This is a genomic window from Winogradskya consettensis (assembly GCF_018332715.1).
Classification (GTDB): domain Bacteria; phylum Actinomycetota; class Actinomycetes; order Mycobacteriales; family Micromonosporaceae; genus Actinoplanes; species Actinoplanes consettensis.
This window is the reverse complement of record NZ_BOQP01000067.1, coordinates 18,456-42,955: the sequence shown is the minus strand read 5'-3', so window position 1 is coordinate 42,955 and position 24,500 is coordinate 18,456. Positions and strand designations below refer to the sequence as shown.

At 69.0% G+C, this 24,500-nt stretch carries 27 protein-coding genes and 3 pseudogenes; 13 read left to right on the top strand and 17 right to left on the bottom strand.

Annotated features, from left to right (window positions below; genetic code table 11):
• Positions 1 to 37: 37 nt before the first annotated feature.
• The 3 genes from Aco04nite_RS45840 to Aco04nite_RS45830 form a co-directional block, all read right to left on the bottom strand.
• Positions 38 to 754 carry a GAF domain-containing protein gene (locus Aco04nite_RS45840; RefSeq protein ID WP_213003468.1) on the bottom strand — a complete coding sequence of 239 codons (717 nt, stop codon included), beginning with the start codon at positions 752 to 754 and terminating at the stop codon, positions 38 to 40.
• A 31-nt stretch (positions 755 to 785) separates the two neighbouring features.
• Positions 786 to 1,244, bottom strand: coding sequence for a hypothetical protein (locus tag Aco04nite_RS45835; RefSeq protein ID WP_213003467.1), 459 nt, complete (start codon positions 1,242 to 1,244; stop codon positions 786 to 788).
• Between the two features lie 421 nt (positions 1,245 to 1,665).
• Entirely contained in the window at positions 1,666 to 2,178 is a 513-nt protein-coding gene (locus Aco04nite_RS45830; RefSeq protein ID WP_213003466.1) for a hypothetical protein, read from the bottom strand.
• 565 nt (positions 2,179 to 2,743) lie between these two features.
• Between Aco04nite_RS45830 and Aco04nite_RS45825 the strand changes: the two are divergent.
• Both Aco04nite_RS45825 and Aco04nite_RS45820 read left to right on the top strand, forming a co-directional pair.
• Positions 2,744 to 3,270, top strand: a pseudogene (locus Aco04nite_RS45825) (phosphoketolase family protein); the annotation flags it as partial.
• Positions 3,271 to 3,325: 55 nt separating this feature from the next.
• Positions 3,326 to 3,760, top strand: coding sequence for a phosphoketolase family protein (locus tag Aco04nite_RS45820; protein WP_244876785.1), 435 nt, complete (start codon positions 3,326 to 3,328; stop codon positions 3,758 to 3,760).
• A gap of 302 nt (positions 3,761 to 4,062) precedes the next feature.
• Here the strand turns inward: Aco04nite_RS45820 and Aco04nite_RS45815 are convergent, their stop codons facing one another.
• Positions 4,063 to 4,320: a hypothetical protein gene (locus tag Aco04nite_RS45815; protein ID WP_213003465.1), complete on the bottom strand. Its 258-nt coding sequence runs from the start codon at positions 4,318 to 4,320 to the stop codon at positions 4,063 to 4,065.
• Between the two features lie 163 nt (positions 4,321 to 4,483).
• On the opposite strand from Aco04nite_RS45815, the gene Aco04nite_RS45810 reads away from it, so the two are divergent.
• Together Aco04nite_RS45810 and Aco04nite_RS45805 are read left to right on the top strand one after the other, a co-directional pair.
• Positions 4,484 to 4,807, top strand: coding sequence for an ArsR/SmtB family transcription factor (locus Aco04nite_RS45810; protein WP_213003464.1), 324 nt, complete (start codon positions 4,484 to 4,486; stop codon positions 4,805 to 4,807).
• Complete coding sequence (locus tag Aco04nite_RS45805; RefSeq protein WP_213003463.1) at positions 4,804 to 5,769, top strand: TIGR03086 family metal-binding protein; 966 nt, start codon at positions 4,804 to 4,806, stop codon at positions 5,767 to 5,769. Before Aco04nite_RS45810 ends, Aco04nite_RS45805 begins: the two co-directional genes overlap by 4 nt.
• A 43-nt stretch (positions 5,770 to 5,812) precedes the next feature.
• Here the strand turns inward: Aco04nite_RS45805 and Aco04nite_RS45800 are convergent, their stop codons facing one another.
• Complete coding sequence (locus Aco04nite_RS45800) at positions 5,813 to 6,181, bottom strand: lysylphosphatidylglycerol synthase transmembrane domain-containing protein (protein WP_213003462.1); 369 nt, start codon at positions 6,179 to 6,181, stop codon at positions 5,813 to 5,815.
• 79 nt (positions 6,182 to 6,260) lie between these two features.
• A complete protein-coding gene (locus tag Aco04nite_RS45795) occupies positions 6,261 to 6,509 on the bottom strand; it encodes an AQJ64_40280 family protein (protein ID WP_213003461.1) in 249 nt (82 codons plus the stop codon).
• Here Aco04nite_RS45795 and Aco04nite_RS45790 point away from each other — a divergent pair.
• The 4 genes from Aco04nite_RS45790 to Aco04nite_RS45775 all read left to right on the top strand — a co-directional run bounded on the left by Aco04nite_RS45790 (position 6,508) and on the right by Aco04nite_RS45775 (position 12,892).
• Positions 6,508 to 6,705, top strand: a complete 198-nt coding sequence (locus Aco04nite_RS45790; protein ID WP_213003460.1) for a hypothetical protein — start codon at positions 6,508 to 6,510, stop codon at positions 6,703 to 6,705. The two genes, Aco04nite_RS45795 and Aco04nite_RS45790, sit on opposite strands and share 2 nt — an antisense overlap.
• 237 nt (positions 6,706 to 6,942) lie before the next feature.
• Entirely contained in the window at positions 6,943 to 8,166 is a 1,224-nt protein-coding gene (locus Aco04nite_RS45785; protein WP_213003459.1) for a lactonase family protein, read from the top strand.
• A gap of 228 nt (positions 8,167 to 8,394) precedes the next feature.
• The gene (locus Aco04nite_RS45780; RefSeq protein WP_244876784.1) at positions 8,395 to 10,107 is read left to right on the top strand and encodes a DUF1996 domain-containing protein; all 1,713 of its coding nucleotides are present in this window, start codon (positions 8,395 to 8,397) and stop codon (positions 10,105 to 10,107) included.
• A 127-nt stretch (positions 10,108 to 10,234) separates the two neighbouring features.
• On the top strand, positions 10,235 to 12,892 hold the full coding sequence (locus Aco04nite_RS45775; protein WP_213003458.1) for a DUF4132 domain-containing protein: 2,658 nt from the start codon (positions 10,235 to 10,237) through the stop codon (positions 12,890 to 12,892).
• On the opposite strand, the gene Aco04nite_RS45770 is transcribed toward Aco04nite_RS45775, so the two are convergent.
• From Aco04nite_RS45770 to Aco04nite_RS45760, 3 genes are all read right to left on the bottom strand, one after another.
• On the bottom strand, positions 12,876 to 13,124 hold the full coding sequence (locus Aco04nite_RS45770) for a hypothetical protein (RefSeq protein WP_213003457.1): 249 nt from the start codon (positions 13,122 to 13,124) through the stop codon (positions 12,876 to 12,878). The genes Aco04nite_RS45775 and Aco04nite_RS45770 overlap by 17 nt on opposite strands.
• A 383-nt stretch (positions 13,125 to 13,507) precedes the next feature.
• The gene (locus tag Aco04nite_RS45765) at positions 13,508 to 14,212 is read right to left on the bottom strand and encodes a VIT1/CCC1 transporter family protein (protein ID WP_213003456.1); all 705 of its coding nucleotides are present in this window, start codon (positions 14,210 to 14,212) and stop codon (positions 13,508 to 13,510) included.
• Positions 14,213 to 14,309: 97 nt separating this feature from the next.
• Entirely contained in the window at positions 14,310 to 14,852 is a 543-nt protein-coding gene (locus Aco04nite_RS45760) for a DUF2231 domain-containing protein (RefSeq protein WP_213003455.1), read from the bottom strand.
• Between the two features lie 175 nt (positions 14,853 to 15,027).
• On the opposite strand from Aco04nite_RS45760, the gene Aco04nite_RS45755 reads away from it, so the two are divergent.
• The 5 genes from Aco04nite_RS45755 to Aco04nite_RS45735 are packed head-to-tail and all read left to right on the top strand — an operon-like array spanning position 15,028 to position 20,354.
• Complete coding sequence (locus tag Aco04nite_RS45755) at positions 15,028 to 16,431, top strand: ferredoxin reductase family protein (RefSeq protein ID WP_244876783.1); 1,404 nt, start codon at positions 15,028 to 15,030, stop codon at positions 16,429 to 16,431.
• A gap of 31 nt (positions 16,432 to 16,462) precedes the next feature.
• Complete coding sequence (locus tag Aco04nite_RS45750; RefSeq protein WP_213003454.1) at positions 16,463 to 16,924, top strand: FMN-binding protein; 462 nt, start codon at positions 16,463 to 16,465, stop codon at positions 16,922 to 16,924.
• Between the two features lie 26 nt (positions 16,925 to 16,950).
• Positions 16,951 to 17,628 (top strand): response regulator transcription factor, encoded by a 678-nt coding sequence (locus Aco04nite_RS45745; protein ID WP_244876782.1) that lies wholly within the window; start codon positions 16,951 to 16,953, stop codon positions 17,626 to 17,628.
• Positions 17,625 to 18,872 carry a sensor histidine kinase gene (locus tag Aco04nite_RS45740; protein WP_213003452.1) on the top strand — a complete coding sequence of 416 codons (1,248 nt, stop codon included), beginning with the start codon at positions 17,625 to 17,627 and terminating at the stop codon, positions 18,870 to 18,872. Before Aco04nite_RS45745 ends, Aco04nite_RS45740 begins: the two co-directional genes overlap by 4 nt.
• A 54-nt stretch (positions 18,873 to 18,926) precedes the next feature.
• Complete coding sequence (locus Aco04nite_RS45735; RefSeq protein WP_213003451.1) at positions 18,927 to 20,354, top strand: ferredoxin reductase family protein; 1,428 nt, start codon at positions 18,927 to 18,929, stop codon at positions 20,352 to 20,354.
• Between the two features lie 25 nt (positions 20,355 to 20,379).
• On the opposite strand, the gene Aco04nite_RS45730 is transcribed toward Aco04nite_RS45735, so the two are convergent.
• The 8 genes and pseudogenes from Aco04nite_RS45730 to Aco04nite_RS45695 form a co-directional block, all read right to left on the bottom strand.
• Complete coding sequence (locus tag Aco04nite_RS45730) at positions 20,380 to 20,697, bottom strand: IS3 family transposase (RefSeq protein ID WP_213003450.1); 318 nt, start codon at positions 20,695 to 20,697, stop codon at positions 20,380 to 20,382.
• Positions 20,694 to 20,897 (bottom strand): transposase, encoded by a 204-nt coding sequence (locus tag Aco04nite_RS45725; RefSeq protein ID WP_213003449.1) that lies wholly within the window; start codon positions 20,895 to 20,897, stop codon positions 20,694 to 20,696. Before Aco04nite_RS45725 ends, Aco04nite_RS45730 begins: the two co-directional genes overlap by 4 nt.
• Positions 20,898 to 20,991: 94 nt before the next feature.
• A complete protein-coding gene (locus Aco04nite_RS50160) occupies positions 20,992 to 21,093 on the bottom strand; it encodes a hypothetical protein (RefSeq protein ID WP_369076674.1) in 102 nt (33 codons plus the stop codon).
• 89 nt (positions 21,094 to 21,182) lie between these two features.
• Positions 21,183 to 21,357, bottom strand: a pseudogene (locus Aco04nite_RS45715) (DUF6104 family protein).
• A 53-nt stretch (positions 21,358 to 21,410) separates the two neighbouring features.
• On the bottom strand, positions 21,411 to 22,562 hold the full coding sequence (locus Aco04nite_RS45710; protein ID WP_213003448.1) for a hypothetical protein: 1,152 nt from the start codon (positions 22,560 to 22,562) through the stop codon (positions 21,411 to 21,413).
• Entirely contained in the window at positions 22,562 to 23,068 is a 507-nt protein-coding gene (locus Aco04nite_RS45705) for a SigE family RNA polymerase sigma factor (RefSeq protein WP_203841492.1), read from the bottom strand. Before Aco04nite_RS45705 ends, Aco04nite_RS45710 begins: the two co-directional genes overlap by 1 nt.
• A 101-nt stretch (positions 23,069 to 23,169) precedes the next feature.
• Positions 23,170 to 23,367: pseudogene (locus Aco04nite_RS45700) on the bottom strand (hypothetical protein); the annotation flags it as partial.
• Between the two features lie 274 nt (positions 23,368 to 23,641).
• Positions 23,642 to 24,355, bottom strand: a complete 714-nt coding sequence (locus Aco04nite_RS45695) for a DUF6461 domain-containing protein (RefSeq protein ID WP_213003447.1) — start codon at positions 24,353 to 24,355, stop codon at positions 23,642 to 23,644.
• Between the last annotated feature and the right edge of the window lie 145 nt (positions 24,356 to 24,500).

Genomic DNA, 24,500 nt, shown 5'->3' with positions numbered 1-24,500 from the left:
TCGCGCGGTGGTCGTCCGGTGGGGGTGTCGGGGTTGCTCATGAGTCGGGCTGGGGTTCGAAGCGCAGTGTGCCGTCCAGGACGTCGTTGACGACGGTGCCCAGCGGCAGGTGGCGGTCGAAGGCGTGGGCGCGGAGGCGGTGCAGCGCGTCGGTGGCGTCGGTGGCGGCCTGACCCATTACCCTGCCGGTCGCTTCCTGAGTTCGCGCGGCCGGTATCGACACCGCCGCGCCGTCACCGTCGTGTGCCTTGTCCGGGAGGTCGTCGACCAGCAGGACCGCGGCGGCGGCGGCGTACGTCACGGCCCGTTCGTAGGCGTAGCGCGGTAACGGGCCTGCGGTTGCGCGGCACAGGTCGAGGATGGCGACAGGCAGAGTGCCGGTCAGCACCGGGAAAGCGAACACCGCCGCCACACCTCCACGCAGTGCCTCGGGTGCGAACTGTGGCCAGCTCCGGCGGGCTTGCGTATCGGCGAGGTCTTCGACCAGCACCGGTGCCCGCACGGTGAGCGCTTGCAGGCAAGGTCCTTGGTCGAGGCGGATCTGCAGATCTTCGACCTGGTCGATCAGTAGGCCCGAGGTGCCCAGCACGAAACGCCGGCCGCCGGAAGCGAGCACCGTCAATCCCACCCCCGAGAGTGAGGGAATGTCGTGATGGCAGTGACCGCAGAGTGCCGCGGTGCCTCCCTCGGCGCGTAACTGCATCACCAGCGACGCGACCTCACCGATCTCGCCCGGTGGCGACAAGAAATCCATGCGGCCCTTCTCTCCGTCGGACACGACGCGTTCATAGGCGGCCGACATGCGGCCTCACTTCACCCTGACGCGAGCAGGCGGCGGCGGGTAGCAGTTTCGTCACCGCTGCGCGCGCTTCGGACTTGGTGGCGAATACCGGCAGGCGGTGAGCACCGATGCGCCGCAGCCGCTGTGCCAGCACCGCGTCGGCGGGCAGGCACAGAGCCAGGTGTACGGACGGGCGGAGCGCGGCAGCGATTCGGCACGCCGCCAACCACAAGGGCATGCTGGCAGCGTCTTCATCGAGCAGACCGTGCAGATCGACGATGACCGCACCGGGACGGTCTGCGAAACGCCCCCGCAGCTCAGCGGCGATATCCACGCCGAGCCTTCGCGACCACACGCCGTGCACCGACATCTCCACCGACGCGGCGACCGGACCGTCAGTGACGATCACCGCAGTGGTGATGTCGTCACAGGCTGATGAGGGATACGGCCAGCCTGTTCGCATGGGGTCACCTCCCCCTTGGCCGCGACCAGGCCACCTTCGCGGGTTCCGAGGCTGGCGTGGTCATCGAGGCGCACACTCTGGCAGGATGGGGTCGGCGAGAAGCCTGAGCCCGGTGCCCACCGTGAAGTGACAGCACGGTCGGCGCTACCCCGACTGACGGTGTACGCGCGAAGACAATCAATCGGAAATACACTGCTGCTCCCACAAGGCACCTGGCACGGCCCGAAATGCGCTACCGGGGAGCTGGGGCAGCAGAAACGGTGAACAAGTCACCGTCGAATACTCTACTGACAGTCCTACCCGGCTGTATGCCTGATCACCCGTTAGGGGTCTGACCGACCGGACGGTCGCGTGGAGCCGGTGAGCCCGGCACCGGTTCGGCCGGAATCCGTACGCCGTCGACCACAGCACATAGCCGCGGTCAGCGCATCGGGCAGTGCACCAGGCCGGTATGCCGTGGCCTTGTCATGGTTGTCACTGACGACATGCTGCGCCAGCGGGCCGCGGGCGAGTCCGTCAAGAAGATCCGCCTCGACCTGATCATCCCGACCGGCCGCGCCGGGAGCGGACGTATACGGCAGATAGAGGGTCGTCGAGCGGGCGGTGAGCCGCCACGAGGGTTCGACGACCGGTGGGTGAAGCCGTCGCCGGCGGTCAGACCGCCGGTCGCGCCCTCCGGGACGAAGTCGCGAACGCCGACCCGGCGCAGGGTGGGTTGTACAGCGGTCGACGGCGGCACACCGTCGCCACGCCACTGCGGCCGGTTGGTCCACTTGTTGAGCTCCTCGCGGTAGGCGGGGTCGTTGCGTTCCGCGCCGGTGGCCTGCTCGGTGGACACGGCCAGCATCGGGATCTGATCCTGCGGCACCACATGCAGGTACGCGCCCTCGGACTCGACGAAGCGACGCAGGCGGGTGAGGATCGCTTCAGACACGTGCCGGTCGGCGAAGGCTCGCCGGTCGGTGTGTCGGCGCGGGATGACCGCGGCCATCCGCTGCGCCTCCGGGTCGGGTGGTACTGCCTTGCCGAGGTGGACGCGGGTGAGCAGGTCGGGGCGTGCGGGGTCCGGGAACCGATCGACGGTGAGTATCGCCGGTGATGTGACACTTCCACGGCTGGGTGTTGAACACCGACGGCGCGCGCAGCGATGCCCGGGCCGCAGCGTAGAGGACGGCGGTCGTCTCGCGGTTCGTCCGCTCGGTTGATGCGGTCATGAGGGAACCTCCAGAGTTGGGTCTTGTTCCACGGTCGGCTCCCGGCATGTTTCGGTGCAGGGCCGAACGGCCCCACTCGACGGGTCGGATGCAGGGCGTCCACCCGCCCCCCGGTGGGGGCTGAGATGGGGGTGATATGACCGGCGCGGGCGGGACCAAAGCCTCTGCCTCGGGTGCCACTTGCCGAGAGAAAATCCGGCCATGCCCAGAAAGCAGGCTGTCAGAGGGCGGCGCAACCGCACACGTCCTCCGGCGCTGTCACAAGGCACGAAGGAGAACTCATTCATGGACACCCTGGCCGAACCGGTGACGACGGCACTGCACTACACCGACCATGATCGGGAGCTTGATCTGCGGTGGTGGGCTGCCGCGAACTATCTGACCGTCGCCCAGATCTATTTGCAGGGCAACCCGCTGGGCCGTGACCCGCTGAGCGTCGCCGACATCAAGCCCCGCCTGCTCGGGCACTGGGGCACCAGCCCGGGCCTGTCGATGATCTACACCCTGCTCAACCGGCTCATCCGGGACACCGGATCAGACGTCATCTACGTCGCCGGGCCGGGCCACGGCGGGCCCGCGCTACTCGCGAATGTCTACCTCGAGGGCACCTACAGCGAGATCTATCCGAACATCGCCGCAGGACTCGACGGGTTGACTGCCCTGGTGCGACAGTTCTCCACTCCGGGTGGGGGGTGCCCAGCCACGTCAGCGTGCAGATGCCGGGCAGCATCCACGAGGGCGGGGAGCTCGGTTACGCCCTCGCGCACGCGGCCGGCGCCGCCTTCGACCACCCTGATCTGACGGTGGCGTGCCGGTGACACGCCCACCCTGGAAATCCTGGCCGCGGCCAAGCTGCTGCGGGACTGGGTGCCCTACCTGAGGGTCCGGGTCGTCAACGTGGTCGACCTGATGGCGTTGCTGCCCGCCGACGATCACCCGCACGGGTTCAGCGACCAGCAGTTCGAGGCCATGTTCACCACTGACACCGATGTGGTGTTCGCGTTCCACGGCTACCCGCGGGCGATCCACGAGCTGCTGCACGGCCGGGTGCACCCGGGGCGGTTCCACGTGCGTGGCTTCAACGAGCAGGGCACCACGACCACACCGTTCGACATGGTCGTGCTCAATCGGATGAGCCGTTACCACCTGGTCCTCGAGGCGCTTCGCCATTCCCGCCGCGTACCGGAGAAGGGTCTTGATCTGGCTCAACACTGTCAGCAGATGCTGGAGCGGCACCATGCCTACATCCGGGAGAACTTCGAGGACCTGCCCGAGGTCCGCGACTGGACGTGGACGTCGTGAAAAGCGACCCACCACCGGTCGATCGGGAGAATCTTGTGAGCGACCACCGTGATGACGACGACCGGCCGGAACTGCACATCCCGTCGCTCGAAGAGGACTCAGCCCGGCGGGGCGAATGCGGCCGGGTGCATCTGCCCACTGGAGACACCTGCACCTTGCAGCGGCATCATGTCGGTTCTTGTCGGTTCGTGATCCTTCCCGACGTGCCTCGGTAGCTGCTGACAGCGGGCAACGGTGGTAGCAGTGGAACGGGAGGGCCCCGGCGCCGTTAGCGTCGGGGCCCCTCGTGACGAAAGGCTCGCCTACACCATGGGCAGCGCCACCGCCGGCTCGGTGAGGCAAAACCGATCGCCCCGTTCTACTCGGCGGGTGGGCGCCGCCGCTGCCCCCGGCCGCCAGATCTGCCTTGCCGCCCGCGCCCGGGCGAATAGCCCGGTTCGCGTTCTACTTGCCGTGGCGTCGACATGGCTGATCCGGCCCGGGGCCAGCGCCCGGTCGGAGATTGCCGGCACGATGCCGACGTTGAGCGCATGCGCGGTCAGCGTCGCCGTGATCGTCACGTGCTGGTCAGCGAGGCGGGTGGCCGCACCACTTGAGGTGCACCGCCTCCACCTGGATGCGGCGGGTGTCGAGGAACCCGAGCGCCGTCGAGTGGTTCGAGTACTCGCGGCACGGGGCGCCGGCCTCCTTTGCAAATGCGTAAGTCCGGGCTAACGTATTCGAGTGGCCGACGCCCTCTCAGCAGCAGCTGAGCCGACCCGGCGACGCCTGCTGCAGCTGCTGGCGGCAGGTCCACGGACGGTCAGCGAGTTGGCCGAGCAGTTCACGGTGACCCGGCCGGCGATCTCCCAGCACCTTGCGGTGCTGGCCGACGCCGGGCTCGTGACCGCCCGCAAGGACGGTCGGCAGCGCCTCTACAGCGTCGTACCCGCCGGCATCGTCCAGTTGCGCGCCGAGATCGACCGCTTCTGGAGCACCGAGCTCGACCTCTTGGTCGACGACGCCACCAAGAGAGCCACCACGCAACCCGAGGAGCACCGCCCATGACCATCGAGAAGACCGCACTGCTGCCCGTCTCTGCCGACGAGGCCTTCGCTCTCATCACCCAGCCCGACCGTCTGCGCCGCTGGCTCACCGTCTCCGCCCGGGTCGACCTGCGAGCGGGCGGGGAGTTTCGCTGGATCCTCACCCCCATGGCCGTCATGGTCGGCACGGTCACCGAAGTCGACCCCGGCCGCCGGATCGTTTTCAGCTTCGGTGCGGACCTGCCGGCCGAGCCTCGCACGGACACGGTGACCATCACGATCGAGCCCACCGATGGCGGCACCCTCGTGCGCCTGGTCCACGAGGGTCTTCCCGAAGACCAAGGCAAGGACTTCCTCGAAGGCTGGACCCACTTCTTCGAACGGCTGGAACGCGCCGCCGCCGCCGGTGACGCAGGTCCCGACGAGTGGGCCGCCGCCCCGGCGCGCCTCGACCCACTCACGTCTGCCAACGCCACGCTCGCCGTCCTGCAGCACGTGCTGCGCGGCATCGGCGAACACGACCTCAGCAATTCGACGCCGTGCCCGGAGTTCACCGTGGGTCAGCTCGAGGCGCACCTGCTGGGTTCGTTGACATCGCTGACCAGCCTGGCCGGCAGCACGCTCATTCCCGCGTCAGCCGGTGATCTGGAGTCGCGGATCGCCGACGCGGCGCAGCAGGCGGTCGAGACCTGGATGGAGCGAGGTCTTGAGGGCACGGTGAAAGCCGGGCCGCAGGACCTGCCGGCAACCATCGCAGCGAGCATCCTGTCCGTGGAGTTCCTCGTGCACGCGTGGGACTTCGCGTCAGCCACGGAGCAGAAGGTGGCCGTGTCTGATGAGGTCGCCACCTACGTACTTGGGCTCGCGGAAAAGATCGTCACGCCCGAACTGCGCAAGAGCGCGGGCTTCAACCCATCGACCCCGATCAACGACACCGCACCTGCGCTGGACCGCCTCGTCGCGTTCTCAGGCCGCGTCGTCTGAGCGCATCATGACCGGATGAAGACATCATGATTTGCTTCGGCGTTCACTGGGTCGGGCCGCGGGTGCTCCACCAGCGTTGCAGGCGCAGGGAGAGGTAGCTGAGGCTGCCGATCGGGATCGGTGCCCAGAACTCGAACAGCCGCCAGGAGACCACCGCCAGCACTGCGACGGCGGACGGGGCGCCGAAGCCGACCAGGGACGGGACGAGGACACCTTCGATGATACCCAGGCCGCCGGGGCTGACCGGCAGGGTGCCCAGCAGGTTGGCTATGCCGTAGGCGACGAACAGCGTGACGGGGTTGATGCGGTGGCCGTAGGCGGCCAGGAACAGCCACAGCGAGGCAGCGTCGAAGATCCAGTTCCCGGCCGCCCACAGCACCGCTGAGGTCAGGGTCCGATGCGACCGGCACACCTGTGAGCAGGGACGTGGGTGCCCCCGGCAGCGGTGGCAGGGCTGCCCAGTGGGTCACACCCTCCTTCGACACGGCATCTTACGGTTTGCGGACCACCTGGTCGCAGTCCCAGTAACGGCCGCGGATGACCTGGTCGCTGCCCTCGACCGGATGAACCGAGCGGAGGTGCATGGCTATCACCAGCCAGGAATCCTGCCCGGCCGACGAGACCTCGCCCTCGTCGGCCGGGTAACGGCCGGTGACCGCGCCCAGGACCAGCACGCCGTCGGGCGGGTTCTCGATCCGGGCATCGATCCACGCGATGGTGGCGTCCACTTTCTTCTCCATGACAGGCAAGACGATCGGGACATGTCACGGGTTCATGAACGGGTCGTTCACTATCCGCTGGTACGCCGCCTGCGCCGACGAGGACGAGGTGATCTGTCAGTGCATCCGCCAGATGCCGGAACAGACGCCGATCGTCTGGACGTCGGGCCACACCGAGCCGTCCACCTTGCTCGGAAACGTCAGCGAGTGCCCCTGAAGGGAAACGTCGGCCGGGTTGGGTGACACGCCGGACGGGGTTCGCGGCGTCCGACCGGGTCACCCATCCGGCGGGAGGTATTACGCACTCCTTACGACCGGCTCCGACGTTCAACTGGCGCTGCGGTAGTGCCGTACCTGATGACGGAATGCAGCGTTCGTCGACGGAGGTAGGGCAGACATGCGTAGGAGAACTGGTATCGCCGCGGCCGTTGGCCTGTTGGTAACGGCTGGTGGGGTGTCCACGGGAGTCGCATCGGCGCATGAGAACCCGTCCGGCAAGCGATCCAAGGTCGCCGACAACCGCGCTCCGGCGGGACGCGGCGGGATGGTGTTCGTCCAGTCGAACGACCCGGAACGAAACTCGATCCTGGCCTTCCGGCGGGCGGCGGACGGCAAACTGACAGCAGCCGGCGAGTACCCGACCGGGGGCCGCGGCGGTGCTCAGAAGGACAACCCGTTCGATCCCCTTGCATCGCAGGAATCCCTCGTCTTCGACCGCCGGCAACACCTGATGATCGCGGTGAACGCCGGTAGCAACTCGGTCACCACCTTCCGAGAGCAGGACGGCAAGCTCACCAACCCTCGCACAGTGAAATCCGGCGGTGACTTCCCGACGAGCATCGCCGTCTCCGGCAAGACCGTCTACGTCCTCAACGCCGGGGGCACCACGAACGTGACCGGCTTTCGGCTGACTCACGACGGACTGCGTCCGCTTCCCGGCTCGATCCGGAAGCTGGGTGTCACCAACGCCGCCGTGCCGCTGTTCACCGACTCTCCGCCACAAGTCGGCTTCAGCCCCGATGGCCGGCACCTACTGGTCACCACGAAAAGCAAGAACACGATCGAGGTCTTCGCGGCCGCCCACGACGGCATGCTCTCCGCCAAACCGGTGACCACCACATCGGCCGGAGACGTACCGTTCTCGTTCGTCTTCGACCCGTCCGGACATCTACTCGTCACCGAGGCCGCCAAGTCCGGGGTCACCTCGTACGCGCTACGCAGGAACGGCACCCTCGACGTCATCACACCGTCGGTGGAGTCGGGCCAGCAGGTGCTGTGCTGGATCGCCCGGGCCGGAAAGTTCTTCTACGGCACCAACCCGGGCAGCTCCACCATCAGCCTTTACACCGTCGACGGCCGAGGAAAAGTCAGCATCGGTGGTAAGGACGGCGTGATCGCCGCCGCCGGTGGTCCGGAAGCGGTTGCGGAGGTCGCCGCCGCAGCCTCGGCCGCGGCGAAGGACCCGGACGCCGCACCGGCCAAGGCCCCAGGCGCCGGCCCGATCGACCTGGCCGCCACCGCTGACGGCACGCTGCTGTACGTCCAGAACACGCTCGCAGGCACCGTCGAAGGATTCCGAGTCGGCCCGAACGGTGAACTCACCCTCGTGGAAACCGAGAACGAGGGCCTGCCCGCGTTCACCGACGGATCCGGCATGGAAGGCCTCGTCGTCTGGTAACCAGCGCGAAGGCGCCTGCCGCGATCATCAGCGGCCCGATTTCTTACCGACTGCTTACGCGGTCACCGCAGACCCGTCTGCTGCCTCGTTCTCCCCGTACTTGCGAGTGGCGACTTCACACCAGGGCCGGCCACGGAATCCCCAAGAGACCATGAGGAGTAAAGCGTGCGAACTACACCACGCCGAGTAGGGCGAAAGCACATCACCACCCCGAGGATCGCTGTGGCCGTGGCAGTCGTCGCCGCGTCCGGGATCCTCACCGCCACCTTCGTCTCCAGCGGCGGCAAAGGCACTGCGGACGCGTCCACCGAGATCAACCAGTTCGTCGCCATCCAGAACGTCCGGCCCAACGTGCAGAATCCCGCATCCGGTCCGGGAGCGTCCAAAGGTTCCTTCACTGTGGACTGCGGCACCAACGGCAACGGCAAGTTCAGCCCGGACAACCCCGTCGCGCAACCCGGCATCAAGAACGGTGCCGAACACGTCCACGACTTCGTCGGAAACCTCGCCATCACCGCGAACTCGTCCAACGCCGACCTCGACGCCTCCGGCACCACCTGCAAGAACGGCGACAAGTCTTCCTACTTCTGGCCCGTCGTACGCATCGACAAAACCGTCCGGTCCGGAGCCGACACCCAGCGTGCCCTCGCGGCGACAACCCCGATGGTGACATGCCCCAGCGTGCGCAACCGGCTGCCCGCCGTGCCCGCACAGGCCAAACGCGCCGTCGACAACAGGCTGGCCGAACTCGACCGCGGATACGCCGCGGCCAACGAGCGGATGGCGACCGGTAAGGGCCGCATCGATGCCCGCCTGAACTCCTCCGTTCTGGCCGACCTGCGGGATCAGCGCACCACATTGATCAGGGGCATCAGCGACAGTATCGCCGCGGCCGGTGGCGGCCGGACCTCCGGCATGATCTCGCTCGTGGAATGCGACACCAACTACGACGGCATGCATGCCGCCATGCGCCACACCGCCGCCAGCGTGAAAGCCGGTCTGGCTGCCAACCAGCAAGTCCAGTGCCCGACCGTACGCGACAAACTCCCCGGCATACCCACCGCTGCGCTCGACGAGGTCAACCGCAATCTCACCGAACTCGACCGGCAGATCTCCGAGGCCAATGAACGTCTCGTCACCACCCGCGGACAGGGCGGGAAGAACTTCGTCGACAACGCCATCCTCGGGCCGCTGAAGGCCAAGCGCACCGCCGTCCTGGATCGCATCAGCATCGCCATCTCCCGCCGTGCCGCACGCCCGCAAGGCCTGGAGAAGCTGGCCGGCTGCACCGTCACCGATCAAGCCCCCAGCCAGAACGGCCCGGGCAACCAGAACGGTGGAGCGGCGGCGCCCAGCGCTCCTGCCGCCCTGCCCGACCCGCAGGGCCCGAACCTCGAACTGCCGAACAACACCGGCGGCATCGTCCGGCCCGCATCCGTACGCATCGAGTACCGCGGCAACGCCACCAGCAAGGTCGTCCCGATGCCGAAGTTCCTGCGGGCGCTCACCGGTGACGCCAAGCCGATCAGCCGCGGTCCGGCCAACGCCCGCGCCACCTGGGCCTGCTCCGGCTTCACCGACCGCCTCTCCGACAAGTACCCCATCTGCCCGCCGGGTCAGCAGGTCCAACGCGTTCAGGACTTCCCCGGCTGCTGGGACGGCAAGAACATCGACAGCACCAACCACCGCGACCACGTCGCCTTCGCCGATACCAAAACCGGCGCGTGCAAGCAGGGCTTCGCCGCGATCCCGCAGCTACGCATCACCCTCTCCTACGACATCCCCCGCGATGTGCAGACCAAGGGCCAGTACGCGCTGGACTCCTTCCCTGAGGAAGACCACAACCCCTTCTCCGACCACAACGACTTCATCAACGTCAACTCCGCGCAGACCATGCAGAGAATCGCCACCTGTATCAACAAGGGCAAGACCTGCCGCTGACCGCGGATTCCTTCCCAGCAACACTCCGATGGCGCCATCGAGGTCTACCAAACCTCGTCGGCGCCATCGGCGACTCGTGACGCCATCGGGCGGAATTTTTGTCGTAGGGGTGGGCTAGCTTCACTGCGTGCCTTTCGAGATCCCCGAGGACTGGTTGCGCTGCGTCGCCGACCTGCGTCCGATCAACCCTCGCCCCAATGTGCTGAGCCGTTACACCGACTGGCTCTCCCGTACCCCCCGCCTCGGTCTTGACCCGGAGGGTGCCCGGGCTCTGGACTTCCTGACCGGGTCGGGTGGTTCGGCGACACCGCGGGGCGTTGCCGAGGTCGCGATCGCCACCGGCGGTCCGAACGGCACGATCAGCCTGAGCCTCGACATCCTGGTCGACGCCTGGCTCGACCTCGGCGGCCTGCCGTTCGCGGCGGCGGCCGTGGCCGAACTGGCCGGCCTGGGGCCCTTCACGTCCGAGGCGATCTACCTCGCGGAGCACCTGCGCCCGAGACTTGTCCACGCCGGACCCGCGCTGATCGGCCAGGTGATGGCGGAGCTGGCCCCGCGTCGCGACAACCCCGCCGCCCGGCTCGTCGCTTCCTATCTCGTGCCCGAGCGCACGGACTGGATCGACGAGGACTGCCGCGACCTGCCCCACTGGGAACGGACGGAGCTGTCCAGGCTGCTGCTGTTCTCGGTACGCAGTGTCGGGCAATTGCGCCACGTCGGCCGGCACACCCTGGCCGGTGACACCTATCTGTACAGCAGAGAGTTGTTCGGCACGGTGCTGCGCAACGTCGGCCCCGCCGCCGCCGCCGCGCTGATGAGCGAGGACTGCCGGCACCTCTGTTCCGAGCTGCGCAGCGGCTGGCGGGGCTACGACGACGAGACTGTGCGCCTGCTGGAGCTCTGCCCCGACGAGGAGACCGTACGGCTGCTGCTCGAAGCCGCCGTGGGGGAGGGGCATGCGGTCACCCGCTTCGATCTGCTGGTCTCCTCGTCGACCGTGCTGATCCGGCATCCGCTGCTCTGCGCCCGCGTCCTGGCCGATCTGCGGCTCAGCATCCCCGGCCTGGCCACCGACCTCCTCGCCGCCGTCGTGACCAGGAACGGCAGGACCGACTGGTCACCGCTGCCCCCGGCCGCCCGCGACAAGGTCGAGGAGTTGCGGGCCGGCCGGGTGACCACGGTCGGCGCGGGCCTGTCCGGGCTGATAGCCGCGCAGACCAAGGGCGAATGGCCCGCCGTCCGCTCCGCCGTCGAGAGCCGGGCCATCGTGAAGTTCCTCGCCGCGCTGCCTGGTGACCACGCGTTCGCGGTGCTCGCCGAGCAACGGGAACGGGATTACGTCCTACCCGCCCTGCTCACCGCCATCCGGCGTGACCCCGAGCGGGCCGCCCGAGTGCTTCCCGCCGGTGACCCCCTGCTTCCTGTCGACACCATCCCCGAACCCGGCGGCGAGCTTCCCGAGGGCTTCGCCGAGGTGCCGGGCCGCACACCCCGGCTCCCCACCTGGTTGGTCGTGCAACGTCTCCCGGTGCTGGAGACGGCCACCGGAGCGCTGCCCCCGATCGCCGCGCACCGGCTCTGTGCACTCATCGCCCGCTCGACCCCGGACAAGGCGCACCCGGCGCTCCTCACCGCCCGATCCGCGCTCGATCCGGTGTCCGCGGCCCGGTTCGCGTGGGCGATCTTCGAACGGTGGAGGGAATTCCAGTACGCGGACGGCAGCCGCTTCCCGATGACCGCGCTCGGCCACCTCGGCACCGACACCACCGCGGACGACCTCGCCGTGCAGTTGCCGGTCTGGTCCGTCGAGGCCTCTGCCAGGGTGCCCGCCGTCCTCGACGCGCTCGCTTCGATCGGCACGGACACAGCCATCACCCACCTGCACCGCACGGCTACCAAGGCCCGCACCAAGGGCCTGCGCAACCACGCCGGGAAACGCCTGGACAAGGTCGCCGCCGTCCGTGGCCTGAGCCGCGAGCAGCTCGACGACCGGATCGTGCCCGACCTGGGCCTCGACCGTAGGGGCAGCACCACCCTCGAGGCCGGCGACGAGCTCTACACCGTCACCGTCGACGAGTCGCTCAGCCCCGTCCTCCGCAATGCCTCGGGCGTCGTCGTCAACCGGCTGCCCCGCCGCCATCCCGGCTTTGAGCGCCTCAAGAAGGAGCTCACCACGATCGGTGCCGACCGCATCCGGGCCCTGGACGACGCCATGGTCGCCGGCCGGGGCTGGGCACTGCCGGACTTCCTCGCGTTTCTCGTGAGGCATCCGCTGATGGGGGTGCTCACCCGCCGCCTCGTCTGGATCTCGTCCGCCGGGGTGGCCTTCCGGGTGGCCGAGGACGGTTCCCTCGCCGACGTCTCCGATCAGGCGGTAGTGCTCCCCGGCGACGCCGTCATACGGGTGGCGCATCCGCTCGAACTCGATGTTGCCGCCTGGTCGGACATCTTCGCCGATTATGTGATCGTGCAGCCGTTCCAGCAGGTGCAGCGGGAGGTTTACGAGGCCGAGCCGTACGAGCCGTACCTCGATCGGGATTTCCCCCGCCGGCGGCTCTACGCGCTCGCCGCGCGGGGCTGGCGCTTCGGTGAGGGCCACACGAGCCTCAGCCGTGCGGTTCTCGGTGGCGAGACGATCCACCTCGAGCTGTACGACGACTGGGATCCGCTGTCCTCCGAGCCCGATGACCTGGGCCGCCTCCGCGCAGTTCGCGCCGATCCGAGCAACCCGATCGCCGTTTCCGAGACCATCCGCGCAGTCCGCTATCTCACCCGGGAGAACTGACGGTGACCGCCGGCGAATTGACCTCCGGCGTGCGTCCGTCGTGGTGACCGAGAGGCACGAGCCCGATCCGGCGCGCGTCGACTGGCGCGGCGCCGGCACCACCCGGACGGGCAGGGTCCGGGGCGAGCCGCTTGCGCATCAGCATCGCCGACGACGACCCCGGCATTCCCGAGCCGACCGGGAACGGGTCTTCGAATGTTTCACTCGCCTCGGCAACGCCCGCGACCGACACCGGGGCGGCACCTGCGATGCCGGGAAGCCACATTGTCGAGCTCAGGCGTCCGAGTGCTGCAGCCGCCATGCGGCAACACCGCAGCCAGAACGAGGTAGCCCGCGAACGCCGGAGCACCCCGGCCCGGCGACAGCATCTCCGGCAGGCGCGCACCCCAGCCCATCGCCTCGCCGGCCTGTGGTGGCAGGAATTTGCCTGGCGGCGGCGCGAACGTTGGCCACTCGCGGCAGCGTCGCACTGCGATGACCGCGGGCTGTCAGCACCGCTGCAATATACGATGACCCAGCCTCCTAGGATGCTCAAGGCGGTGTGAGCGGTTTCTTCGTCAGGTCCGGAACCCGCCAGCCAGAACACCGGCTTGTAGTGACACCCGCACCTGGGACTTACCCGACAGCGGCGCCGACGAGTTGTCCGATGCCGAACGTGACTGCCATGGCCAGGGCGCCGCCGCCTACCAGGCGGGTGACGGCACGGGTGATACCGGCTGAGCCCAGCCGGGCGCTGACCGCGCCGGTCACGGCGAGGGCGAGGATCACCACGGTGAAGGTGACCGGCACCCTGAGGTGCGGCGGTGGGAGCAGGATCGCGATCAGCGGGAGCAGCGAGCCGATGGTGAAGGCGATCGCTGAGGCGCCGGCTGCGTGCCAGGGGTTGGTGAGGGCGTCGGGGTCGATGCCCAGCTCGGCGTCTGCGTGGGCGGCGAAGGCGTCCTTGGCGGTGAGCTCCTCTGCTACCAGGCGTGCGGTCGCTGCGGTCAGGCCCTTGGCTTCGTAGAGGGCGGTCAGCTCGTCGAGTTCCTGCTCGGGGGACTCAGCGAGCTCGGTGCGTTCCTTGGCGAGCAGGGCGCGTTCGGTGTCGCGCTGGCTGCTGACCGAGACGTACTCGCCCAGGGCCATCGATACGGCACCGGCGACGAGACCGGCGAGCCCGGCGGTCAGGATCGGGCCGGCTGCCAGGGTTGCGCCGGCTACCCCGACGACGAGGCCCGCGGTGGACACGATGCCGTCGTTGGCGCCCAGCACTCCGGCCCGCAGCCAGTTCAACCGGCCGGCCAGCCCGCCGGTGTGTGGTTCGCCGGGATGCGTCATTGTCGCGGTGCCGGGTGGTCGGTCTGCATGATCGCAGTGTGCTCCCGTTCATCCGGTTGACGCCAGAGGAATCCGGCCTGGCGCCGGCCGGGTTCACTCAGTCGCCGTCGGGTCCTCCGGGCGCGGCGGTGGGGCTGAAGTTGCCGGTCCAGGAGGCTTTGGCTCCGGAGTCACCGATGCGGTAGGTGTCGTAGACGGCGGCCGTGCCGGCGACGATCGCGAGGACGGCGACGACCCGGGTGATGGTGACCGACAACGGGGCCAGGTAGGTGCGCCGCTGACCGGTGCCGGCAGTGTCATTAGTGCCGGCTGAGGCGGTGGCTTCCCGCTGCCGCCACCAGATCAGCAGGGCCAGTACGGCTACCGGCAGGGCGACCCAGATGGCGGTGTCGCCGAGCTCGGTGTGGTCGCGCACCAGCTCTGTTTCGGCGACTCGGTGTTCCAGCCATTCCCCGGCGCTGGTGGTGACCGGCACGAGCGCGACGACCAGCACCGACAGTATGGCGTTGGGGCCGGCCAGGCGGCGGCGCATGGCCGGCCAGACGGCGGTCAGCACGAGTAGGAGGGCGGCGAGCGGGAGCAGGACCACGATGGCGTGCACCAGCAGGATGTGCGCCGGCAGTCCGTTGACGGAGCCCATGAATGTCCTTCCAAGACGACAGCGGAGGCGACGCGAACCAGCTGACCCGAGATCGGCCGAGCGTCCGGGGCAGAGGCTATGGACCGAATCTTCGAGTCTTCCCATTTTCGCCGGAGACGCTGGACCGGTCAGCCGAACGAGGAAGGGGCCGTGAACTGCCGTGAGCGTGACCAGAGTGACAGGACGGGTCCGGCTGACCGGCGCGGGCCGGACGAGCCGCCGGCTGCGTGCGCCGCGACGGTGGTGGGCCGAGCTGGCCGGCTCGGCGGCACTGCTCAGCGTGGTCGTCGTGGTGGCGCTCTGGTTGCACAACGGGGGGCTCCGCGGGTTCGCCGCACCGGGTGGTGCGGCGACCTCGATCGGCCGGGTGACCGGTCTGGTCGCGTCCGATCTGCTGCTGCTCCAGGTTCTGCTGATGGCCCGGATCCCGTGGGTCGAGCGCAGCTACGGCCAGGACACCCTGGCCCGCCGTCACCGCCTCGTCGGCTTCTGCTCGTTCTGGCTGATGATCGCCCACGTCGTGCTGATCACCGTGGGCTACGGGCAGGCCGGCGGCATGGGGGTCGTCGCCGAGATCTGGGACCTGGTCGCCACATATCCCGGCATGCTCCTGGCGGCGGCCGGCACCGTACTGCTCGTCCTGGTCGTGGTGTTGTCGATCCGGCTGGCACGGCGCCGGCAACGGTACGAGACGTGGCACCTCATTCACCTGTACGCGTACCTCGGGGTCGGGCTGGCCCTGCCGCATCAGTTGTGGACCGGTGCTGACTTCATCGCCTCAACACCCGCGCGGCTGTACTGGTGGGGGCTGTACGCCGTAGCGCTGGGCGCGGTGGTGGTGTTCCGGGTCGGCCTGCCGCTGTACCGGTCGGCGTATCACCGGCTCCGGGTGCATGCGGTCGTACCGGAGGCTCCGGGTGTGGTGTCGGTGTATCTGAGCGGGCACCGCCTGGACCGGCTCCCCGCCCGCGCCGGCCAGTTCTTCCTCTGGCGCTTCCTCGACGGGCCGGGCTGGACCCGCGCACACCCCTACACGCTGTCGTCCGCACCGTCCGGTGATCTACTGCGGATCACCGTCAAGGACCTCGGCGACGGCAGCTCCCGCGCCGCAACGCTGCGACCGGGCACCCGGGTGCTGGTCGAAGGACCCTACGGCGCCCTGACCGCCGACCGCCGATCCGGTGCGCGGAGGGTGTTGCTGATCGCGGCCGGAGTCGGGATCACCACCATGCGCGCGCTGATCGACGAGTTCGCCGGTTCCGGCGTGAAGGTCACCCTGCTCTACCGGGTCCGGCGGCCCGAGGACGCCGTGTTTCGCACCGAGCTCGACGAGGCAGCCCGCCGCGGCCAGGTCCGGGTGATCTACCTCGACGGCGGCCGGGCCCGGCCCGGCTCCTGGCTGCCCGACCGCTTCGCACAGGTCAGCGACCTGGCCGCGCTGCGGTGGCTGGTGCCCGACGTGGCCCAGCACGACGCGTTCCTCTGTGGGCCGCCGCCCTGGATGGCCGGGGTGCGGGCCACGCTGCGCGAGGCCGGCGTCGGCCCTGATCACATCCATGCCGAGGAGTTCGCATGGTGAACCCACCGCACCGACCGGGGAGACGATGAGAATGCGCCGGATCACCCTGCTGATCGTGTCCACCCTGGCCGCGCTCGTGCTGCTGTTCAGCTACCGCACCAGCACCGGCGGTGGACTGCCGGGCACCACCTCGGCCGCCGCCGCACCCGGGGTCGTCCCCGACGCGTCCGCGGCCCCGCCGGCCGGCTCCCCGTCGCGCAAGCCCGCCGTGCGGACCACGACTGTCAACGGCACGGTGGCGCAGACCCGGTGGGGGCCGGTCCAGATCCAGGCCACGATCGCCGGGACGAAGATCACCCAGGTACGGGTGCTGCAGCACCCGACCGGCAACAGCCACGACGACCAGATCAACGCCTACGCCCTGCCGAAGCTGCGGCAGCAGGTCCTCCAGGCCCAGAGCGCCCGGATCGACGGGGTCAGCGGAGCCACCGTGACCAGCGACGGCTACCGGCAGTCACTGCAAGCAGCGCTCGACGCGGCACACGGCGGATGAGGATGCGAGCCTGCGACAGTGACCCCATGACCGATGCTGCCCTGCCCGCCGCCCGAGTGCTGGTGGTCGAGGACGACCGCGAGCTGGGCCCGCTGCTGCTGCGCCTGTTCCGCGGCGCCGGCTACGAGCCCGACCTCGCCCCGGACGGCCAGGCCGGACTGCACCTGGCCCTGACCCGCCGCTACGACGCCATGATCCTCGACCGCGGGCTGCCCGCCATCGAGGGCCTCGACCTGCTCGGCCGGCTGCGCCGTTCCGGAGTCACCGTCCCGGTCCTCGTGCTGACCGCCCTCGGTACCGTCGCCGACCGGGTGACCGGTCTGGACAGCGGGGCCGAGGACTACCTGGTCAAACCGTTCGAGGTCGATGAGCTGCTGGCCCGTGTCCGGGTACTTTTGCGCGGCCGAACCGGGGCGGGGGAGCGGCTCGCCGTCGGTGCTGCCACCTTCGATCTGATCGCCCGGACGGTGACCGGCCCGGACGGGTCGGTCACGGCCCTGTCGGGCCGCGAGAGTGACCTGCTGCGCCTGCTGGCCCAGCACCCGGCGCAGGCGTTCACCCGCGAGCAGATCGTCACCCAGGTCTTCCCCGACGCCGCGAGCGTCGCCTTGGTCGACACGTACGTGCACTACCTGCGGCGCAAACTTGGAGTAACCGCCATCGCCACCGTACGAGGAGTGGGTTACCGGCTGGGGCACGGATGAACCGGCCCGGTACGGCCAGGAGCGATCCGGACCAGGCCCTGCTGTCGCGGGCCCGGCGCGTCATCGCGGCGCAGACCGCGGCCGCGATCACGGTGAGTCTGCTCGTCCTCGGTGCACTGGCCCTGATCGTGGTGATCCACAGCCAGAACACCGCCGCCGCGACACTGCTGCGGCAGACCGCGGCGACCGCGGAGGACGTGGACGATCCACCACCCGGTGTGTGGATCTTCGTGCGGAACGCTGCTGGTGGGATCGATGCTAGCGACGATGTGCCTGAAGGGCTTCCCGACCGGGAGGCGATCGACCGGGTCCGTGCCGGCGCGCCGACCGCGACGACCCGCATAGATGGCCGCGAGGGCGGTTACCTGGCCTTGACCCGGCAGAGGGGAACCCGGACTGTTCAGGTCGTCATGAGCCGCCACGAGCAGCACGACGAACGCGAACGGCTCCTCGGCGCGCTGCTGGCCGGCGAAGTGGTCGGCCTGGTCATCGCGGTGTTGTCGGCCGCGCTGCTCGCCCGCCGCGCCACCGCCCCCCTCGCCGAAGCCCTGGCCCGGCAGCGGCAGTTCGTCGCTGACGCCAGCCACGAGCTGCGGACTCCGTTGACCCAGCTGCACACCCGGGCACAGTTGCTGCAGATGGATCTGCGCGCCGACGTCGACCTCGAGCAGGTCAGCGCCGACGTCGATCACCTCGTCACCGGCACCCGGCACCTCGGCGAGGTCGTCGAGGATCTCCTGCTGTCCACCCAGCTCGGCCGCCGCGACGACGCCCAGACCCCGATCGACCTGCGAGCCGTGGCATCGGCGGTCATCGCGGAACAGGCCGACCGTGCCCGGAACCAGGACGTGGCCCTGACACTGGACCCCGGAGTCGGCGAGCCGACCAGGGTTCTCGGCCGCCAGGCGGCCCTGCGCCGGGTGCTGACCGCACTGGTCGACAACGCTTTGAGTCACACCGAGACCGGCGGGCACGTGAGTGTCACGCTCGGCCGGGACCGCGCCATGGTCACCGTCGTGGTCCGCGACGACGGCACCGGTTTCGACCCGGCCGACGCCGAACGCCTGTTCGCCCGGTTCGCCCGGGCCGGCGACCACGATCATCGCCGGTTCGGACTCGGGCTTGCGTTGGCCCGGGAAGTGATCACCGGGCACGGCGGCACGATCGAGGCCTGGGGCAGCCCCGGGCAGGGCGCCGCCTTCACGATCAGGCTGCCGCCGGCGTCGGAAGACCTGGTCCGGTAGGGCATTTCGCCACCGCAGCCGGTCGCCGGTGGGATCGTCGGCAAGGTGAGCGTGGTGACTCGTCCGGCCTTCATGCCGTTGTCACGGTTGGTGCCGCCGGCCCGTACCGTCGGGCCTGCCGGCGTAATGGTGCTGGCTGGCGTGTTCGGCGTCGTGTGGTTGGTATGGCGGCCGGCCGGCGTGGGATGGGGGTCGTTCCTGGGTCAGCTGGCCGGGGCCGAGGCGGTGCTGCTGATGGCGGTGGCGATCATGTTGATCTCGGTGCTGCCCGCGGTGGAGACCTGGTTCGACGGCATTGACAAGGCCGCGATCTGGCACCGGCGGCTGTCGATCACCGGCCTGCTGCTGCTCATCCCGCACCTTCTGTTCGCCCAGGGTGATCGCCCGTCCGGCCCGGTGGGCCAGACCGGACCACCTCCGGATGGTCACGGTTCCGGGATGGGTGGTCTGCTCGCGCAGATCGGGATCTGGGGTCTGGCCGCCTTGGCGCTGTGGGCGATCATGCCGCGGTGGCGGTTTCTGCTGTCCTGGCTGCCGCCCGATGTCCTGCGTCGCGTCGACCGGCTCGGCACGACCGCAGTGGCGCGGCGGACGGCCGCGATCGGCCGGCTGGTGCTCGGCGGGTACGAGCGCTGGCGGTCGTTGCACCGGTTGACCGGCCTGCTGCTCGCGGCCGGGTTCGTGCACGGCCTGCTGGATGCCACCACGTTCGGGTCGCCGGTGCTGCGCTGGAGTTACCTCGCCGTCGGCGGGACCGGACTGGTCTTCTACGTCTACCGGGAGACCGCCGCCCGGTTCTTCCTGCCGTTGCACGACTACCAGGTCACCACCGTCACCCCGGTGGCGCAGGGCCTGACCGAAGTGACGCTGACACCGGTCGGACGGCCTCTGCATTTCGTGCCCGGGCAGTTCGCGATGCTGTTCCTGGAGGGCCGCCACGGCTGGCGTCGGCACCCCTTCACCATCTCCGGCGCCCCGAGCGACGGTGAGCTGCGGTTCAGTATCAAGGCACTCGGCGACGACACTCACGCGATCCAGGAATCCGTCGCGCCGGGCATGCCCGCCGTGATCGGCGGCCCGCACGGCCGTTTCGCGCACACCAGGGGCACGGCCCGGCAGCTCTGGATCGCCGGCGGCATCGGCGTGACCCCGTTCCTGAGCTGGCTACGCTCACACGACACCCATCATCTGAACGCCCGCATCGACTTCTTCTACACCACCGCCGGCCCGGCACCGTTCGCGGACGAGATCGCCGCCCTCGCCGCCGGAGTTCCCCACCTGCGGTTACACCTGCACGACAGCACCACCAGCGGCTACCTGAGCGTGGACGCCGCCCTGACCGCCATCGCCGACGACGACCCCCGCCAGGTGTCGGTGTTCCTGTGCGGGCCCGCGCCGATGGTCAACGCCTTCATCCAAAGCCTTCGTGCGGCGGGGATCGCTCGCCGTAACCTGCACCGCGAGCATTTCGACTGGCGATGACCACGGTGAGCGGATCAGCGCGCGGCTACCGCAGCGCGCTGCAGATCCAGCGCGGATGCCGGGGCGGGGCGCCCTGCTCACGCATCAACCGCTCGACGCGTTTACGGCTGATCTGGTGGCCCTGGCGCCGCAGCGTGGCATGAACCCGCGGCGACCCATACATCTGGCCGGACCGCTCATGGATCCGGCCGATATCCTCGACCTGGATCGCGTCCTGCCGGCAGCGATGCGACGGCTCAGCGGCCTGTTTCAGCCAGCCGTAGAACGTCGAGGTCGCGATGCCGAGCACCCGAAGGATGGGCTCGACCCCGAACCATTCACGCAACTCGGCAACGAATGTCATGACCGTCGCCGGGACGGGTCGAGTTCCGATACGAAAAAGCCATGGTCGGCCTGATCCTGCTCGATCCAGTTCGACAGGGCTTCTGGATGCACCCCGAGTCGCTCGGCCAGACGCCGAATCACCGGCTTGGGATCCGACTCCCGATACAACCGCACCGCACGCCGGCGTAGCTCGTCGGGGTATTTCTTCGGTGCTGCCACGAGGACTCCTCCCACGGTCATCAGACCATGCTGGAAACCCTGCGAGCTACCGGGGGAAGCTCAACATCGCCTTGGCCGGCTGATCCGGAACCGGTCACGGGCAACGCCTGCACCGAGTTGCGAGACATCGCTTAGCGAGCAGGGCGCGTTCGGTGTCGCGCTGGCTGCTGACCGAGACGTACTCGCCCAGGGCCATCGACACCGCCGGCGACCCCGGCGGTCAGGATCGGGCCCCCGACGGCGGCGAGCATTCGAGAGGATGCCGAGACCCGCCGGATCGGCCGATCAGTCCTCATTGTCCTCGTCGTCGCGGGCCAGCCAGGTGGCGAACCGCTCGATCGGCGTCTCGAACTCGGGGTTCATGTCGACGAACGTCCGCAGCTGCTCGCCGACCCACTCGAGCGACACGGGCTCCGTGCCGCTCGACGAGTTCCTCGATCCCACGATCCGTGACGTACATGCCCCGGATACTAAAAACGGCAGGGGCGGGGCACGCGGCCCCGCCCCTGCCGATCAGTTCTCGGTGCGGAGGAAGATCTGCGAGAGTGAACCCTTGCACCTCCAGTTGACGATGACGCCGCCCGACATCGCGAGGTAGCCCTCGTAGCGGCACTCCGGCCCGGCCTGGCCCATCACTCCGGTCAGCGGGTCGACCAGGAGCTTCTCGTCCGACACCAGCAGATGGCCGGGCATGATCATTTCCACTCCCGGGTAGGGCACCGGGGTGCGCTCGGAGCCGTCCGGCCGTTGCACGAACTTCGCGGCGTCCCAGGCGACACAGAACGCGGGCGTACATTCCACGGTTTCCTCGCCGCTCGGAGCAGAGCTGGGCTGCGCTCCGGCCGGGGCGGTGGGCCCGGCGCCCGTCGACCTGGCAACGGCGATCTCCTGGCCGGTGACCACGTTGCGGAGCGGCCCGGCGTCACTGAACGCCCACGGTGACTTGTCGAGACGGAACTGATCGAACCCGTCGAGCGGCTCGGCCCGGCCGTCATTGAGCGACATCCGGAAGATGCCCGGCACGGCGTTGAACGAGAGATAGACGTTTGTGTCGTCAGCCCAAAGGCTGTTCGAGTCCTTCTGGTTCACCGTGCCTACGCGGTGATCGTTTCCACCGTCGCGCGTGCTCATCCAGACCTCGGTGTGGTCACCGGCTGCGACGGCCCGGACGATCGCCTTGCCGGTGACCGCCAGGCTCTCCTGGAAGACCGCGCCGCCCGTGTGCGTGAGCAGAGGCCGGTACTTTCGATCCGCGACCGCGTAGCTCCACATCTTTCCCGAATCCGGCTGGCTGACCACCAGCCAGTGAGTGGGATCGAGCACGCCGACGACGAGGGGCGGCCGGCCGGCCGGCGTGTTCGCGATCGCGTCGGCCACCACCGCGTCCGGCCATGCCTGTTTGATCGACGGCACCGTGGCCGGGACGGGCGGCAGGTGGAACCCGGCCGTGGCCGGCGGCCCGGCCGGCTGGGCGGTCTCGGGGGCCGGCCGCAACAAACCGGCACCCGCCGCCACCACGGCCACCGCCGCGCAGGTGGCGACCGCTGCTTGGGCGCGGCGGCGGCGCCGGTGCCTGGTCTCGACCCGCTCCAGCAGATCGATCGGCGGCTGCGGGGCGTCGTCGGCGAACGAGGTCATCGCCGCACTGAGGTCCGTGTTGGTCATCACTTCACCACTTCCAGGTCGGCGACACCGGTCGCACGCAACTTCTCCAGACCACGCAACGCATTGGTGCGGACGGTGACGGGGCTTACGTTGAGTGACACCGCGATCTCGGCGTCGGTCATGTGTTCGTAGTAGCGCAGGACCAGCACGGTCCGCTGGCGGGGCGGCAGCAGGGCCAGCGCGGCCCAGATCCGCCCGGCCCGGCCGGTGTGCTCCGCCCGGTCGATCCCCGGATCGTCGAACGCGTGGTCCAGCGGCTTCGCGGTCGGGACCTCACGTCGTCGCCGTCGCCACACCGACACATGCGACCGCGCCATGGTCGTCCGCACATACCCGGTCGGATCGTCCTTGCGGGACACTCGCGACCAGTGCGACCGCAGCTTGATCAGTGCGTCCTGCACCAGATCGTCAGCGTCGTGATGGTTGCCGGTGAGCAGATACCCATACCGGTAGAGCGCCTGACCTCGCATGCGAACAAAGTCCGCGAAGAGGCTGTCATCAGCCATGTGCTCACACCTCCGACCCAGGACGCAGCCCGGCCCGGAAGCGTTGCATATGCGAAGAAGGGCGGGGCCGCAGTGGCCCCGCCCTTTCAACCTGCCAAACCCTACGGCTTCGGCAGCGCCGCCTCGGTCAGGGCGGCCTGCTCGGCGTCGTGCATCGTGGCCGAGCCCACGGCGGGCGCCGCGGCGGCCGGGCGCGAGATCGGGCGTAGGCGGACGCCTTCGAGGTGCTCGAGCAGGTTCAGCGCGACGAACGACCATGCGCCCTGGTTGGCCGTCTCCTCCTGCACCCACGCGAATTCGCGAACGGGAAGATCGAGAGCACCTGGCACCTGGAGGACTTCTTCTCCCTCCAGGTGCAGCTCTGCGCCGAGTAGAGCGTGACGACCACGCCGGCCATGTCCTGTGCGCCGTTGCCGCCGGCTTGGGCCGGCTGCCGCGCTCACCGAGCATCCACTATCCGCCGGAACTGGGTCTTGGGGGGCGCCGGAAGGCGGGCGCCTCAGCCTCGATGAAGCCCTGTCAATCCACCGGAATTGTGGCGGGCAAGATAATCAGCCAGGCAGGCACCGCGAACTATCCGAGCTGAGGGAACCGTACGCGCAGGTCGGCGAACAGTTGCCGGTCTCGTCCGTTGTCGACTGCGATGGCGGTGGTGAGGGCGTTGCATGCCGCTGACAGCGGGACGGGGTCCGTCGGGTTGTGCAGCAAATTCCAGGCCAGGTGCTGACGCGATCCCCGGTCCAGGCTGCCGTCGGGAAGATATTGCGGAGCCATCGGTAAAGGATCGAGCTGCCGCCGGATCGGGAAGAGCGTCATGTCGTTCCCGGCGTCGGCCAATGCCGTGAGCAGGTTCATGTTCCGGCGGGCGGGCTCTGCACCACTGAATCCGCCCGAGCGTAACCGCTCGCCGGGTAGGTCGATGCCGGTCCACGCCTGAGTCTGCTCGGCTTGCTCGTCGTATTCGTCCTCGTCGTAATCCTCGGCGGGCGGCACGACGAAAGATGTGGGTGCCATCCGGTCGGAGCCCTGCTTGGGTACGGCGACGGCGGTAAAGGCCGTGACGTTCGGTGCTGTTTCGCTCAGGTGGATACCCGTGACGTGCTTGGCCAAGGCGAGGGCACGCTGGGTTGCTGTCTCGTCGTGGACCCAGCCGGGCTCATCGAACCCGGCGGTGCTGACGTTGAGGCCCAGCCGGCGCATCTCGTCCAGCCCCAGCACGCTGCCGCGGCGCCGGACCAGCCGATACCGCTGCCGATCTAGAAATGGGTCCCGGACTCGACCGACCATCACCTCAAGGACCGGCTCATCGGCCTGGGGCTAGTCGTCACCGACTATGAGAAGAAATGCGGCTTTTATGCATTTTCCGCCCTATCTTCTCTAGAGTGAGGTGTTGATGTTGATGGGGTCGGTGGCGACGAGGCCACGCAGCGGT